A 14938-nucleotide genomic window follows, 5' to 3' on the forward strand; every position below is an offset into this window, starting at 1 on the left:
GCTGCTCTGAGGTAGAATTCATGCCGGGCAAGGTGCGTTCGTGTTGAAATTGTGTTTTATGGATAACTCACATTTTATCAATCACTTACGGCATTCTTGCCCTTTTTTATGCAAAATTCAGGCTAGGGTCTGTCTGGCTGAATCGTAGCGAGAGCCGCAATTGTTTCGTCGTTCCCGCCAAGGGGGCCGCCGAGGCCGGGAACGACGTTTCGAAGCTATCGAAATAGAATCTGTTCGCGTTGTTTAGTCAGACAGACCCTAGAGCGCCGCCGCCTTCGGCCGCGCCGGCGCTGCGGCCGGCGGCGCCGGCGGCAGCGAGCCCGCCTTGCGCGCGGCGCGCGGCGCACCAGGCGGCGTGGCTGGCATTGCCGTCGGCGCCGTCGTTGCCGGTGTCGCCGTCGTGGCTGGCGTTGCCGTCGGCGCCGGCTTGCGCCTGGCGCGCGGCCCGGCCCGCCCGGTGAATTGCGGCGACCGCTTTTCCACGAACGCGGCCACGCCTTCATGGTAATCGGCGCTCGATCCCAACTCGCGCATGTACTCGCACTCGAGTTCGAGCTGGCTTTCCAGCGTGTTCGTCGCGCTCACCTGCAGCGCCTGTTTGGTGCGCGCCAGACCCAGGGTCGCGGCGCCGGCGAAATAGGTGGCCAGCGCGTCGACCTCGGCGCCCAGCGCCGCGTCCTCGACGCACTTCCAGATCAGGCCCCAGCTCTCGGCGCGCTCGGCGCTCAGCTTGTCGCCCATCAGCGCCAGTCCCGCCGCCCGCGCCGGGCCGACCAGGCGCGGCAGGAAATGGCTGCCCCCCGTGTCGGGCAACAGGCCCAGCTTGCAGAACGACTGGATGAAGCTGGCCGACCTGCCGGCGATGACGATGTCGCAGGCCAGCGCGATGTTCGCGCCGGCCCCCGCGGCCACGCCGTTGACCGCGCAAATGACCGGAAACGGCAACGCCCTGAGCGCCAGCACCAGCGGCGCGTAGTATTTGCGCACCAGCACGCTCAGGTCGACGCCGCCGTCCGGCGCGTCGTCATCGGCGTCGGGCGGCGGCGCGAAGTACCTGTCGACGATGCCGGCGTCGTCGTCCGGCTCGCGGCTGGGCGGCCGGGCGCTGTCGGCCATGTCGTGGCCGGCGCAAAAACCGCGCCCGGCCGCGTCGAGCACCAGCACCCGGACCGACTCGTCGGCCCTGAGCCTGGCGAGCGCCGCGCGCACCTCGAGGTGCATCGCGATGGTGAAGCTGTTCAGGCGCGCCGGTCGGTTCAGGGTCAGGCGCCCGATACCGTTGCTGATGTCGAACAGGATGTGTTGATAGGCCATTGGCGGCTCCATAAATGTTAAATGACGGGTCAGGCTTTCACGATCGGGATGCCGCGCAGGACCGAGCCCTCGCTGGCGGCGTGCTTGAGGTGGCCGGCGACCAGCGGGCCGTGTTCGAGCGCGATCCCCAGCCTGCCGGCCAGGCTCGCCTCGCGCGCCTTGGCGCGGGCCAGGTTGCGCAGCTTGACGTGGCCGAAGCCGAGGATGGTCGAGGGCAGCTCGGCCAGCGCGATCGCCGCGTCCATGTCGCGCCGGTTCAACCTGGCCGCGACCTGGCGCATCTGGCGCTCGAAGTGAGCGACCAGCTCCTGTTCCATGCGCCGCTCCTGCTGCAGGCGGAACGGGTCGAGCCAGCTGCCGCGCACCCGGCGCAGCGCCGCCATGACCTTCAGCAGCGTCAGCATCCATTGGCCGAAGGTGCGCTTGACCGCCTCTGCGCCCGGCTTGCGCCCGAGCGGCGGCGACATGTGGAACTCGATCCGGTAGTCCTTGCCGGGGACGCCCTCGAACTGGCGCTCCAGGTCGCGATGGAATTCGTCGGAGCCGTACATGCGCGCCACTTCGTATTCGTCCTTGACCATCAGCAGGCGGGCGAAATTGCGCGCGACCGCCATGCTGAAGGCCGTGTCGTGCGCGCCGGGCAGGTCCTGTTCCGCCGCGCGCACTGTCGCCAGCAGCGCGCGGTAGCGGCGCACGTAGGCGCCGCCGCCGTAGGTTTGCAATTGCTGGCTGTGGCGCGCGATCAGCAGCTCGAGGTTGTCGTCCGCCGGCGGCGCCGGGGCCAAGGCGCCGGCCATCGCGCGGGCGAGATGCTCCGGCTCGGCCGCGGCCAGCCGGCCGATCGCGAAGGCGCGCTTGTTCAGCGGGACGGCGACGCCATTGAGTTCGATCGCGCGCGCCAGCGCCGCCAGCGACACCGGAATCCAGCCGCGCTGCCAGGCCATGCCGAGCATGATGATGTTGGCGGCGATCGTGTCGCCCAGGAAGTGCTCGGCCAGCTGCTGGGCGTCGCAGGCCGCCTGCGCGCCGGGACCGGCGGCATGCCGGATCTTCTCCTGCAGCGCGTCCTGGTGCAGGTTCGCGTCCGGGTTCTGCACGAAGCTCGCGTTGGCGATCGCGTGCAGGTTCAGCGCCACCCGGGTGCGCCCGTGCTGCAGCGTCTGCAGCGCGTCCGGGCTGGCCGCGACCACCATGTCGCAGGCCAGCAGCAGGTCGGCCTGGCGCACGTCGATGCGCACCTGGTTGAGCGAGCCGGCCGCGCCGGCCAGGCGCACGAAGGACAGCACGGCGCCGCCTTTTTGCGAGAAGCCCATGAAATCGAGCACGCTGGCCTGCTTGCCTTCGAGGTGGGCGGCCATGCTGATCAGCGCGCCGACGGTGACGACGCCGCTGCCGCCCACGCCGGTCACCAGCACGTTGTAGGGCGCCTGCAGCAGCGCGGCGGGCGGCTCCGGCAGCATGCCGGCCAGCGACTCCAGTTCGGTCAGCAGCGGCATGCCCGCGCGCGATTTTTTCGGCACCGCGCCGACCAGGCTCACGAAGCTCGGGCAACTGCCTTTCTGGCACGAGAAATCGAGGTTGCAGGACGACTGGTCGATCTTGCGCTTGCGGCCCAGCGCGGTTTCCGTGACGCCGACCGACAGGCAGTTCGATTTGGCGCCGCAGTCGCCGCAGCCTTCGCACACCGATTCATTGATGAACAGGCGCCGGTTCGGCGTGCTGGCCTTGCCCTGCTTGCGCAGCCGGCGCTTCTCGGCGGCGCAACCCTGGTCGTAGATCAGCGCGGTGACGCCGCCGATCTCGCGCAGCTCGCGCTGCAGCGCATCCATCTGGTCGCGATGGTGGAAGCTCGTGCGCGCCGGATAGTCGCGCTCGTGGCCCTTGTATTTGTCGGCGTCGTCGCTGACGATCGCCAGCCGCTTGACGCCCTCGGCCACCAGTTGGTGCGCCAGCCGCGGCACCGGCAGGTTGCCGTCGATCGGCTGGCCGCCGGTCATCGCGACGGCGGCGTTGTGCAGCACCTTGTAGGTGATGTTGGCGTCGGCGGCGACAGCCTGGCGGATCGCCAGTATCCCCGAATGGAAGTAGGTGCCGTCGCCGAGGTTCTGGAAGATGTGCCCGCGGGTCGAGAAGCGCGACTGGGCGACCCAGTCGACGCCCTCGCCGCCCATCTGGATCAGGCCGGTGGTGTCGCGGTTCATCCACGAGGCCATGAAGTGGCAGCCGATGCCGGCGTGCGCGATCGAGCCTTGCGGCACCTTGGTGGCGACGTTGTGCGAGCATCCGGAACAGAAGTAGGGAGTCCGGCGCACGCCATCGGCCGCGTTCGACAACAGCGGCGCCGCGCCGGCCAGCCCGGCCAGCTCGCGCCGGTCCAGCGCCGGCTTGTGTTCGGCCAGCCAGGCCGCCAGCACCGGCAGGATGCGCGACGGGCGCAGCTCGGCGCTCGACGAGAGCAGGCTGTCGCCGGCGAGGTCGGCCTTGCCGATCACGCGCGGGCGCGCCGCAGCGGCGCGGTTGTACAGATGCTCCTTGATCTGCCGCTCGACGACGGCGGCCTTCTCCTCGATCACCAGGATCTCGCTCAGGCCGTCGACGAAACTGTCCAGGCCGCTCAACTCGAGCGGGAAGCTCTGGCCGACTTTGTAGACGCGCACCCCGGCCCGCTCCAGCTCGGCGCTGCCCAGCCCGAGCCGGCGCAGCGCCTCCATCAGGTCCAGATGGGCCTTGCCGCAGCTGACGATGCCCACGCTCGCGTGCGCGCTGCGCGCGATCCATTTATCGACGCCGTTGTGGCGGGCGAAGGCGCACGCGGCGTGCAGCTTCTCGAGCATGCGCACCTCGATCTGCGGGCCCGGGAAGTCGGGCCAGCGGTTGTGCAGGCCGCCGGCCGGCTCGACGTGGTCGGGCGGCGCGGTCCAGGCCGTGTTGATGACGTCGAGGTCGATCGTGCCGGCCGATTCGACCGTCTCGGAAATCGCCTTCAGGCCGACCCAGGCGCCGCAAAAGCGCGACAGCGCCCAGCCGTACAGGCCGAATTCGAGGATCTCCTCGACGTTGCTGGGATTGAGCACCGGCATGTGCCAGGCCATCATCGTCAATTCGCTCTGGTGCGACATCGACGATGAGACGCAGCCGTGGTCGTCGCCGGCCACCACCAGCACGCCGCCGCGGCGCGAGGCGCCGTAGGCGTTGCCGTGCTTGAGCGCGTCGGCGGCGCGGTCCACGCCGGGGCCCTTGCCGTACCACATGGCGAACACGCCCTCGACCGTGCGTTCGCTGTCGCCCTCGATCCGCTGGGTGCCCAGCACCGCGGTGGCGCCCAGTTCCTCGTTGATGGCGGGCAGGAAGCTGATCTCGCTGTCGCGCAGCAGTTGCTGGTTCTTCCACAGTTGCTGGTCGACGCCGCCGAGCGGCGAACCGCGGTAGCCGCTGACGAAGCCGGCCGTGTTCAAGCCCGCCGCCTTGTCCAGCGCGCGCTGCATGATCAGCAGGCGCACCAGCGCCTGGGTGCCGGTGAGGTAGATGCGTCCGCCGCGCGCGCTGAGGGAATCGATCAGCCGGTAGTCGGCCAGCGCCGTCGGCGCCGCCGCGGCCGCGCCGCGTAAGCCTTCATTCAAATTGCCCATGCTTGTGTGTCCTCGTCAATAGATGGCGCCACCGGCAAGCGGGTGGATTGGATGCTGCGTCGATGCCCGGCGCGCGGGCGAGTCCAGCGCGGCCGAGGCGGTGAGGATCTTGTGCTCCGGCACGCCCTGTCCGGCCAGCATGGCGGCGGTGTCGTCCATCATCGCCGGCGCGCCCACGATCAGGGCCAGGTCGACCTGATCGGCGTCGATCTCGCGCCTGAACAGCTGGGCGATGGTGGGCTGGTCGAGCAGGCCCGTGTACGAGGCCGTGCCCGGCGCCGCGTCGCGCAGCACCAGCAGGTAGCTGAAGCGGCTCGGCAGGCGCCGCTGCAACTGGCGCAGCTGGGGCAGGAAAATGACGCTGGCCTCGTCGATGTCGGCCAGCACCAGCGTGTAGCGGCTGAGCGGCTCCACATGCAGGATGTCCTTGAGCTGGCAATACAGCGCGGTGACCCCGCTGCCGCCGCAGAAACCGACGTAGTGGCGGCGCTGCAGCGGCGCCAGATCGACGCAGAAACTGCCGGCCGGCGGCGACAGCATCAGCCAGCGCCCGGGCGTCGCCTGCGCGCGCACCCAGGCCGACATCCTGCCGCCGGGCAGATCCTTGATGGCGATCTGCAGCTTGTCCTCGTGCGGCGCGCTACAGATCGCATAGGCGCGGTCGACGAATTGCTTGTCGATGCGCGCGCGCAGCGTCAGGTACTGGCCGGCGCGGTAGGCGAAGCGCTGCTTCAACAGCTCCGGCACGTCGAAGGTGAGGACCCAGGCGAGCGCGTTCTTCTCGATCCGGGCGACACGCAGGGGATAGAAATGGTGGTCTGGCACGAATACCTCGTTGGTCGGAACGTTGGGGAAGCGCGGGCGCGGCGGCGCGCCCTCCAGTCGATCAGCGCGCCAGGCGGACCATCTGGTTGTAGATATTCTTGCGGTGCATCTCCTCGGTGCCGCCGACGCTGGCGAAGCCAAGCGCATTGCGTGCCAGCGCGGAGATCTCGTTGCTGTGATAGCCGATGCTGCCGTACAGCTTGACCAGGCTGGTCGCGCTGTTGATCAGGTCCTCGGCGCCCACCAGCTTGGTGATGGAGCAGTTCATCAACGCCTCGGGCCGCTTGTTGAGCAGCTGGGTCAGCGCGCCGTAGGCCAGCCAGCGGGTGCGCTCGGAGCCGATCTTGATGTCGATCAGGCGCTTCTGCACATACTGGTGGGCCGCGATCGGCTCATGGAAACTGTCGCGCGCGTCGGCGTAGCGCATCGCGTCGGCGATGAACGGGGTGACCAGGTGCGCGGCCACCAGGCCGTAGTACAGGCGGCCCAGCGAGATGATGTCGACCAGGTGATGCAGGCCCTTGCCCGGCGTGCCGAGAATCTGCCCGGCGCCGACCTTGACGCCGTCGAAATGCAGCGGCCCGGTCGGCAGGTTGCGGTTGCCCAGCTTGTCGTCGGGCGCGCCCTGGCGCAGTCCGGCCGCGTTCTGGTCCAGCAGCACCAGGGAAATGTCGTTGCTCTCGTCCATGCGCGCCACCACCAGCATGAAGTCGACGATGGGGGCGTGCGCGATGTTGAACTTGCTGCCTTCGAGCAGGTAGCCGTCGCCGTCCGCGACCAGGCGCGTGCCGATGCTGCGCACGTCGGTGCCGGTGGTCGGCTCGGCGATGCAGGTGGCGGTGATGTCGCCGCGCAGGATGGCGCGGAAGTAGTTGGCCTTCTGCGCCTCGCTGCCGTAGTGCACCAGCGCGCGCACCATGCCGGCCTGGCCGATCACTGACAGCAGCAGCTCGGGGGTGCGGATGGACGAGGCCAGGCCTTCGAGCGCCGCGGTGAAGGCCCACCAGTCGGTGCCGGTGCCGCCGTGCTCGGCCGGTACCACCAGTTGCCACAGGCCTTGCTGGCACAGCAGGCGCCAGCCGGCGAAGTCGAAACCTTCATCCTTGTGCCCGTGGGCAAGCGCCAGCTCCGCGCCGATCTGTCGATACTTTTCCCGCAATGCCGTTTGTTCGGCAGTCCATTCCAACATCATGATGTGTCACCCCTGTCGCGATTAAATGGCCGTTGGCTTATTCGCCCTGGTAGGCGCCGACCTGCTTCTTGAATTCCTCGGGGACGACGGCGGTGCGGTTGGTCGCGTAGTCGAACATCACATGGGTCGACGCGCCCTTGGCGACGACGGTCTTGGCCTCGTCGTCGCGCGTCATGATGTGCTCCATCTCGAAGCTCTTGGTGCCGAATTTGATGACCCGGCTCGACACCGTCAGCACGTCGCCGTACATGGCCGGCTGGGTGTATTCGCACGAGGTCTTGACCATAATGTGCGGCAGTTTTTCGGTCTTCGGCAACTCCAGCACCTCGAACATATAGCCCAGATAGGCGTGCTGCAGATAGTCGTAATAGACCGGGCTGCTGACGTGGCCCATCGAATCGGTGTCGCGGTATTTGACTTCGATCGCTACCTGAAAACCTTTGTTGTGCATGTCATTCTCCATGAGTTGAAAGGGCTGTCGCCCGGCCCGCCAGGGCGACGGGATGGTGCAACAGCATGGAGGACATTGTAAATAAGTAATAATATTGGCGAATCAGTAAGATTAGGTATGTTTTGGCGGCTGGCGATGTGTTATGGCAGCGTTCCCTGCGCGCGCGCGGGGGAAGAAATGCGGCGCGATGTCGTCGGCGGCGGCGACCGGAAGCAGAAAAGCGGATGTGGCAAACAGGGCGCGGCGGGCCGCGCCCCGGGGGTGGAACGGATCAGGCCGGCGTGGCCATGTTGCCGATGTATACGGCAAGCTCATCGATCGTCAGCTGCACCAGGTCGTGGGACGCCGCGTACAGTTCGATCTGTGCGCCCTTGGCCATGCTGCCGTCGGCGTTCATCAGTTCGCACAGCACGGCCGCCGGTTTCAGGCCGGCCAGGCGCATCAGGTCTACCGAGCCTTCGGTATGGCCGCGCCGCTGCAGCACGCCGCCCGCCGCCGCCCGCAGCGGGAACACATGGCCCGGGCGCGCCAGGTCGTCCGGGCGCGCGTCGTCGGCGATGGCGGCTTTGATCGTGGTGACGCGGTCGGCCGCCGACACGCCGGTGGTGACGCCGTGGCGGGCCTCGATCGTGACGGTGAAGGCGGTGCCGTAGCGGCTGCCGTTGTTCTCGACCATGGCCGGCAGTTCCAGCTGCCGCAGGCGCTCGTCGGTCAGGCACAGGCAGACGATGCCGCTGCAGTCGCGGATCAGGCGGGCCATGCTCTCGGTCGAGATTTTTTCCGCCGCGACGATCAGGTCGGCTTCATTCTCGCGATTGAAATCGTCCATCAGCAGCACGGGTCGGCCCGCGCGCAAATCGGCCAGCGCGCGCGCCAGCCGGTCCGAAAACGGCGCCAGGCCCTCGGGCGCATAAGGTAAGTTTAATTCAGTAGGTGAAAACATGAGAAACGCTCCGCATATGAAGATTGCAAAAGACGTTACAGGGGGTTGGAATAGCCAGACGCAAGCGGCGCAGGCCCGTTCAAGGAACGCGCTGCGCATACCAAGCATGGCACATCGTCTTTCATCCGGACTATGACCGTCGGCCCTGGAATCACACCAGATCTGCTGACCCTGTTCTTGAAAACGCGACCGAACAGGCGCTCGCGGGCTGATCCGGCGCATCGTGTGATGAACCGGTTTTACCGCCGGTGGGGAATTGCACCCCGCCCTGAAGACGTGCTAACTACCGGTGATTCCGGCACGGCGATTATACGCAGTTCGACGATTTTCTGTGCCTGACGAGGCCGTCCACGGCGACGATTCGCACGCTGGAATGCGAGTCGTCCGGCGCGTTTCATCGACGATTGCGCGCGCATTCCGGCCAGCCGCACCCGATATGAAATGCGAGCCGGCCGCCGCGTTTTATTGTTGTTTTTGGCGCTCATATCTTGGTTTCCTTTTTCCGTTCAAGTTTCTCTTCTTTTGTTCAAGGCTTTATTCCCACGTAACACGCGTCGGGCGACAGATGAGTTTGGGTTCTGTCGCATTAGCGGAGCCGTCATAGGGATCGTGTAAACTTTGACGACCAACAATCTGGACGAGCTGGCATGCTTAACTTTAAAGGAATGCGTTTTCCGATCGACGTCATCCTGGTCTGCATCCGCTGGTATGTGGCCTACCCGCTGAGCTACCGGCACCTCGAAGAGATGATGGAAGAGCGCGGCGTGTCGGTCGACCATTCGTCGATCAACCGTTGGGCGATTCGTTTCCTGCCGCTCATCGAGAAGATGGCCCGGAAACACAAGCGCCCGGTCGGCGGCAGTTGGCGTATGGATGAGATGTATATCAAGGTCAAGGGCGTCTGGAAATACCTCTACCGCGCTGTCGACAAGCAGGGCAAGACCGTCGACTTCCTGCTGACAGCCAAGCGCGACATGGCTGCGGCGAAGCGCTTCTTCGACAAGGCCATGAGAGCGAACGGCGATCCGGACAAGGTCGCGATGGACAAGAGCGGCGCCAACAAGGCGGCGATCGATGCGATCAACGCCGGCCGCGACGTACCGATCCTGGTGCGCCAAATCAAATACCTCAACAACATCGTCGAGCAGGACCATCGCGCGCATCAAGCGAATGACCAGGCCGATGCTCAACTTCAAATCGTTCCGGTCTGCCGGCTCCGTGCTCGCCGGCATCGAGCTGATGCACATGATTCGAAAGGGTCAGTTCGCCGTCGATGACGCTTCGCCCATGTCATTCTCCGACCAGTTCTCTGCGTTGGCAGGACAAGTCCGTCCAGTGTAAGCCGGGGTCATGCTCAGCACGAAAAAATCCGTGCTGGACTCAACAACGCGACAGAACCTGGCATCATCACCATTTAAGGATTCTTTCAATGAAGATGCGCATCGAAATTTCTGACCAATGGGCCGTAATCCGGCTCATTGCCGACCAGTTTTTCTGTCCGAATATAATCGACTCAGCCGAATGCGCACGTCCGCGATCCGCTGAGTCAACGCATGGGTAAGGGGGGATTCACGTATGAACGACTCGTTCAAATCAATAAAAAATTTCCTCCGCGAAGCCCGTTTAGAGGCTGGCAATCGAGACTACGCGGCAAGCCTCGCATCGGCTGAGAAGGCCTCTCCTCTGCTTGATACGTTGTCCCTCGACAGCACGCCGTCGGCAAAATACCACGATGCATGGGGCGGCTACTTCCAGCAAAAGCTCAAGTGCCTCCGTCAGCTTCAGATGACTGACGCGTTGAGTGCGACCTGTCATGCGGTCCTTGACCGCTTTCCCATTGACGAAGAGGACTGCGCGAATGAACACCCCATCACGCTCCAAGTCGCCCGCCGCGCCTTAAGGGAGCTTGCAACGCTCGCCTTGGAACGGAGAGATGCAGACGCGGCGGTGGAATGGATGGAGCGCTGTTTCGCGCTCACTGCAAGCAATGACGAAGCGGACGACCCTTTTGTCTCGAGCTACGTGCTGCGCGCTATCGTATTTCTAGCCGGGTATCGCAGCGAGCCTGATCGGTATCAAATCCGATTTTTTGAGAGCCTGGATGAACTGACGTTCAAGGCCCGCAAGTTCCCTGAAATACGGATAGACGATCCCGAACTGGTCGCATTTCTGGAGGATCCGGCGTACCTAGCCTATCAAGCGAGCAAGCCGGCCGAGGTGTTGAGCAAAGGTGGCCCGGGCGAAACGTGGGAGGGCGCATTGGACAGGTTCCGTGCCTTCGCGGAGGAGCTGCAGGTTGCGCAGCAAAGCCCTTTGGCGGACAGCGACTTTGAGATCGAGGTATGGCCAGTGGCACTGTCCGATTTGATGACCCATGAAAAAGATTGGGACTGCATGGCACCTGCCGGTTTACGGGAGCTGTATCTCGACCATGGCAGTTTCAAGGTGCAGGACGAGTGGGGTGCCCTGACCTTGTACGGCCACGGCGAGGACGGACTGCGGTTGTTCGGAGGTATCGTTCACATGATTGATCAGCTTTGGGGCGGGCGCCCGGAGTTTGACAACGATTTCTCCGACGACGAGATTGCATTCCTCAATGCAAACTTCTTCGTATTCGGCCAGTTTTGCCATGATTCGAACGTCTATACGCACTTGTTCTTCGATCGCGATGGACGTTTTGGCAGCGTGCGTTATGACCAGGATGAGTGGGGCCCGATGGAGACCGCGCTCAGGCATATGATCGACGGTCGGCAGGCGTGCTTCCAGAGCCTCGATGAGCTGATCTCGGAGCAAATGAATGCCGTCATTGAATACCTCATCTACCTCGACGACGAGGCACGCATGGAGGGGTAAGTCGAGGGACTTTCGGCGAACAAACTGGGTGGGGCAATCGTAGTGCAAGGTAAATGTGTCTGCAAATTCTTGTGCCGTTGCCCTGTGTAGCCCTTCGAGAGTGCACAAAACCGCGGGAAATTGGCGATCTTACAAATTGCCAATGCGGCTCGTAGCTCGGATGTGTCGTCCAACGACGTTGGACGACACATCCGCTTGCACTGTCAAACTATATAAATCAGGTACCTAGAAAACCAAACGACAGATCTGATTGCACGCGACGACACATCCGCTTGCACTACGCACGCTGAGCGACACATCCATTTGCACGGGTTCCCGTCGGGGCGGCGTCGTGTTGACACCACCTTCGGGGAAATCGAATAACTAGCCCAGGCATGTCGCGATGGCAATAATTCGATTCTGACCTTCAGGGGGACGACTCAAACTGTTAAACATTATCAGGATCTTCTATGCGCTTCCAGTTCACGCCATCGAATACCAATAGCCAACGCTCGGCGACAGCCAGAAGCTGCCCCTCGACGCTGTCCAGGGCGACGCACGAGAAACTTCCTTGCTTGGTATCGACGAGCTGAAGTCCGTGCGACTCCAGCCTGTAAAGACCTTTTAGACCATGCCCTTATACATAAGTCACCAGGGCTCAAGAAAGTCTTTTACATTCAATGAGTTGCAGAGGGGCTTGTAAACTTTGCCGAGATCGCGTTTACTCTTGCCTTTTGGGCGGCGCATTGGACAAGGTAGCACAGCGGTGGACGGAAGAGGAATTTGCGGGTCTGGCTCTTGGCGATGCGCGCCTCAACAAGAGGGCGAGAACATTGATGGACACTTTTGCAGCCAAGCCGACGGCCAGTATCCCTGAGGCATGCGACAGCTGGAGCGAGACTTGCGCAGCGTATCGTTTTCTTTCGAATCCTGAGGTGACCTGGGAAGGTATCCTGACGCCACATTGGGCGCGCACCCAGGAGCGTATGAGGGCGCAAGAAATAGCAGGAAGAAAAGCCGGCGCTATTCTTAAAGCGAGTATATAACCAAGCGGGTCTTGATAATTAGAAAGTTGCGTTGAACTAGTGCAATTCTAGCGATGTGTCGCTCTGTCTCATGTTATGCGTCGTAAATCTCAAGGTATGCGTCGCACGACGCACGACTGTTACGTCCGAATAGAGTCTTGAATGGAGGGCTAGTAAAATCAACGACTTAGCCTGTTTGGTCGTGCGAAAACTAGCCTTAATATCTTGAATGAACGGCGCAACTCCCAATTTTTCAATCAACCCAAACGATATAATCTTGAATGACACTGAATGGTTGCTGCTGCCCGATACTCAACTTACGCTCCTAGATGCAACCAAGGACGTTCAAGGTCCGTTGCCGACGGTCGCCGCCGCTTGAACTGCTGCGTGCGCGGCACGGATTGCAGCCTCTGCCTTGAGTGGACAGCCGCCACTTCCCATCATTTTTGATAGCAAGGGCGACAGCTCAACACAAAGAGCGTCGAGACCGACTTCATTGACCATTGCCACTGCCCAAGGAAGGGCTGCAGTGAAGCCATTCGAGGATTCCAAGAGCACTCGGCGATTCGCGCGCTCAATTCCACTGAGGAGCGCAAGCTTGCACTTCCCGATTACGGCGTTACCTTCAAGCGATCCCCCTTTCGCCTCGTAGACCCAAGCGTCGTGGATCAATATGTGATCGGAGTAATTGTGAAAATGTGGATGAACCCAAAGGAACGGCGCGGAAGAACTCGGGTAGGCACTATGTGCCGGCAAGGGCGTTCGAAGTACAACTTTTTGGCCTTTGCCGTTATTGCAATCCTTGCAAGCTAACGCCAGATTTTTCAATATGAAAGTGAAATGGGCATACATTCCGCCTTTGGCCTTGTTTACCACGTGTTCGATCTCTACGGGCCCCTTATCAAATCTGAGGGTACGCCGGCAATAGCAACACCGGTCACACTGCTGCTTTCTCAGCCCTGTTTTTAAGTGCTCCTTGAGCCAATCGAATGACGAGTGGCCCCAGTCGTAACCCCACTTCGCAATGCCAGCGTTAAGGCGCGCAACCTGCGAGGCCGATAGGCTCAACGCGGCGATTTTTTCGAATTTTGGATCGATCATTGTTCGGTATTTGTTGCAGTTATCGCCTCCGGCAGTACCACAGATCGCAGCGTGGAAATAACGCTACGGGCCACATCATCCTCGGGGAGGGAAACTGCGAACACTGCAAGCTCGCGCACAGCTTTTATCAACTCGGCGTTTCCCCTGTCACCTTTCGCGAACAGTTTAAGGGCGCGATCCATTGCGGCCGCGAAGAGCTGACTGCGAGTCGAACTCAAACCGAAAACAGTTTCAAGTATGTCGTCGGTGGTCCAGCCGAATGGCCCAGCTTGAACCTCTTTCGCATTCACACTGCCAAATCTTGTCCGAGCGAGTCGGATCACTTCGGCTTGATCTGGTGGCAGCGACGAAGCGACTAACGGCGAATGTGTTGCGACGATTACATGAACACCGTCGCAAGACGAAATGGCTTTAGCTAAGAGGTTGAGATACTCGCGTTGCCATTGAGGATGGAGGCTGTTTTCCGGCTCGTCTATCAAGATTAGAGTGTCGTCTTCAACTGCAAGGGATACGAACAGGAGCGACGAAAGGATATGCCATTGCCCGGAGCTAAATTCAGAAAGCGACAGCTTCTCACCTGAGCGCGTTAGAGAATAGGATTCCGCGAGGGAAATGGCTCCGCACTCCAACGCAAAGCCGAGCGCAGCATGAGAGGTGCCGTTAAAAAGACCTGCTGACTCGATATCCTCAAGGTCCAAAGCGAGCTTCAGAGGCGCTTTTGAGTTTAAGAGATCAACACATTGTTCTCGCAATGACGCGTCGCCGTCCTTAAAACGGGCGGATTTTAGTGGCTCCGCGACCTGCAGGTGCTCAAAAAGTGTATGGTCATTCCACTTTCCTTTTCTTTCACCTCCCGTTCGAATGAACTCGAAAAGGCATCCTTTTGACTTCGGTAGTAGCTCAAAGGCTGATTTCAGCTGACCAAGCCGCGCGGGGACTCTATCTAAATGAGCAATCAAAATGCGAACAATTTCAATCAGACTTTGGGCGCGGCTTACCAAATTGTTCTCGCTTTCTCGGGCCGATGTACCGATACATATCGGATCTATCTGGCCTTCTATTCCGGCTAGTAAGCCTGGACGGAAACCTATCGGTGGCAACCCCCGAGACTGCGATTATTTTTCTGGGAAGCGCGCTGCGCTCCGAATTAGCGCTGCTCCAGTACACAATCTCGCCTGGTTTTCCATTGAAAATGCGACCAAGCTGACGCATGCGCGCGATAGAAGAGTAGCTCAGGTCAATGATTGCGCGAAGGGATTGACTCTTACGAGTACCGTTCTCACCTATTAGGATTGAGAAATAATTGCCTTCTGTATGATGCCTTTTCGCGAACTGAATTTTTAGCGCTTTCCCTTGCTCTTCACTTGTTGCGTTCAGCGTGCGAATTCTCATATTGCCCGAGTTGTGGGTTAACGGTCAGCAGTCCGCATCCCTGCATGATATACAAATTTTGAAATCGGGTCCAGCTTTATGCATCGGGCCGTACTGCCATTAATTAAGGTGATTAGCGCTGATCTTCAGCATAACTGAACTTCGGTCGCCGTTACGTGTCCAACTTTGCATATGCGTCCGTGGTGGCGCAGGCGGGAGAAGATTATGGCAACGATGAATCGGGTTCAGTTTCAG

9 protein-coding genes, 2 pseudogenes and 1 riboswitch are annotated in these 14938 nt (G+C 61.7%); of the genes and pseudogenes, 3 read left to right on the forward strand and 8 right to left on the reverse strand.

Annotated features, from left to right (window positions below; genetic code table 11):
• Nucleotides 1-453: 453 nt before the first annotated feature.
• From F2P46_RS34360 to ribB, 6 genes and pseudogenes are all read right to left on the reverse strand, one after another.
• Nucleotides 454-1314 (reverse strand): annotated as a pseudogene (locus F2P46_RS34360) (enoyl-CoA hydratase); the annotation flags it as partial.
• Between the two features lie 29 nt (nucleotides 1315-1343).
• Nucleotides 1344-4943 carry an indolepyruvate ferredoxin oxidoreductase family protein gene (locus F2P46_RS34365; RefSeq protein WP_166898823.1) on the reverse strand — a complete coding sequence of 1200 codons (3600 nt, stop codon included), beginning with the start codon at nucleotides 4941-4943 and terminating at the stop codon, nucleotides 1344-1346.
• A gap of 15 nt (nucleotides 4944-4958) precedes the next feature.
• Nucleotides 4959-5768: an FAD-binding oxidoreductase gene (locus tag F2P46_RS34370; protein ID WP_166898824.1), complete on the reverse strand. Its 810-nt coding sequence runs from the start codon at nucleotides 5766-5768 to the stop codon at nucleotides 4959-4961.
• A gap of 61 nt (nucleotides 5769-5829) precedes the next feature.
• On the reverse strand, nucleotides 5830-6960 hold the full coding sequence (locus F2P46_RS34375; protein ID WP_166898826.1) for an acyl-CoA dehydrogenase family protein: 1131 nt from the start codon (nucleotides 6958-6960) through the stop codon (nucleotides 5830-5832).
• 37 nt (nucleotides 6961-6997) lie between these two features.
• Nucleotides 6998-7411, reverse strand: a complete 414-nt coding sequence (locus F2P46_RS34380) for a thioesterase family protein (RefSeq protein ID WP_166898828.1) — start codon at nucleotides 7409-7411, stop codon at nucleotides 6998-7000.
• 271 nt (nucleotides 7412-7682) lie between these two features.
• Nucleotides 7683-8354: a 3,4-dihydroxy-2-butanone-4-phosphate synthase gene (ribB, locus tag F2P46_RS34385; protein ID WP_166898830.1), complete on the reverse strand. Its 672-nt coding sequence runs from the start codon at nucleotides 8352-8354 to the stop codon at nucleotides 7683-7685.
• A 109-nt stretch (nucleotides 8355-8463) separates the two neighbouring features.
• Nucleotides 8464-8634: riboswitch (FMN riboswitch) on the reverse strand.
• A gap of 367 nt (nucleotides 8635-9001) precedes the next feature.
• On the opposite strand from ribB, the gene F2P46_RS34390 reads away from it, so the two are divergent.
• From F2P46_RS34390 to F2P46_RS34400, 3 genes and pseudogenes are all read left to right on the forward strand, one after another.
• Nucleotides 9002-9695 (forward strand): IS6 family transposase gene (locus tag F2P46_RS34390; RefSeq protein ID WP_229509578.1). Its coding sequence is split into 2 segments (ribosomal slippage): nucleotides 9002-9514 and nucleotides 9516-9695, totalling 693 coding nucleotides; the frame shifts between segments, so codons are not numbered across the junction.
• Nucleotides 9696-9929: 234 nt separating this feature from the next.
• On the forward strand, nucleotides 9930-11207 hold the full coding sequence (locus tag F2P46_RS34395; protein WP_166898831.1) for a hypothetical protein: 1278 nt from the start codon (nucleotides 9930-9932) through the stop codon (nucleotides 11205-11207).
• Between the two features lie 725 nt (nucleotides 11208-11932).
• A pseudogene (locus tag F2P46_RS34400) lies at nucleotides 11933-12181 on the forward strand (transposase DNA-binding-containing protein); the annotation flags it as partial.
• A 375-nt stretch (nucleotides 12182-12556) separates the two neighbouring features.
• Here F2P46_RS34400 and F2P46_RS34405 read toward each other — a convergent pair.
• Both F2P46_RS34405 and F2P46_RS34410 read right to left on the reverse strand, forming a co-directional pair.
• Complete coding sequence (locus F2P46_RS34405; protein ID WP_166898833.1) at nucleotides 12557-13312, reverse strand: HNH endonuclease; 756 nt, start codon at nucleotides 13310-13312, stop codon at nucleotides 12557-12559.
• Complete coding sequence (locus tag F2P46_RS34410; RefSeq protein ID WP_166898835.1) at nucleotides 13309-14313, reverse strand: AAA family ATPase; 1005 nt, start codon at nucleotides 14311-14313, stop codon at nucleotides 13309-13311. The genes F2P46_RS34405 and F2P46_RS34410 overlap by 4 nt, the downstream gene beginning before the upstream one ends.
• Nucleotides 14314-14938 lie beyond the last annotated feature (625 nt).

This window comes from Massilia sp. CCM 8734, assembly GCF_011682155.1.
Lineage (GTDB): Bacteria > Pseudomonadota > Gammaproteobacteria > Burkholderiales > Burkholderiaceae_D > Telluria_A > Telluria_A rubra.

Coding starts and splice junctions, on each gene's coding strand:
- F2P46_RS34365 (WP_166898823.1), bottom strand. CDS start 4,943: ATGGGCAATTTGAATGAAGGCTTACGCGGCGCGGCCGCGGCGGCGCCG.
- F2P46_RS34375 (WP_166898826.1), bottom strand. CDS start 6,960: ATGATGTTGGAATGGACTGCCGAACAAACGGCATTGCGGGAAAAGTAT.
- F2P46_RS34380 (WP_166898828.1), bottom strand. CDS start 7,411: ATGCACAACAAAGGTTTTCAGGTAGCGATCGAAGTCAAATACCGCGAC.
- ribB (WP_166898830.1), bottom strand. CDS start 8,354: ATGTTTTCACCTACTGAATTAAACTTACCTTATGCGCCCGAGGGCCTG.
- F2P46_RS34395 (WP_166898831.1), top strand. CDS start 9,930: ATGAACGACTCGTTCAAATCAATAAAAAATTTCCTCCGCGAAGCCCGT.
- F2P46_RS34405 (WP_166898833.1), bottom strand. CDS start 13,312: ATGATCGATCCAAAATTCGAAAAAATCGCCGCGTTGAGCCTATCGGCC.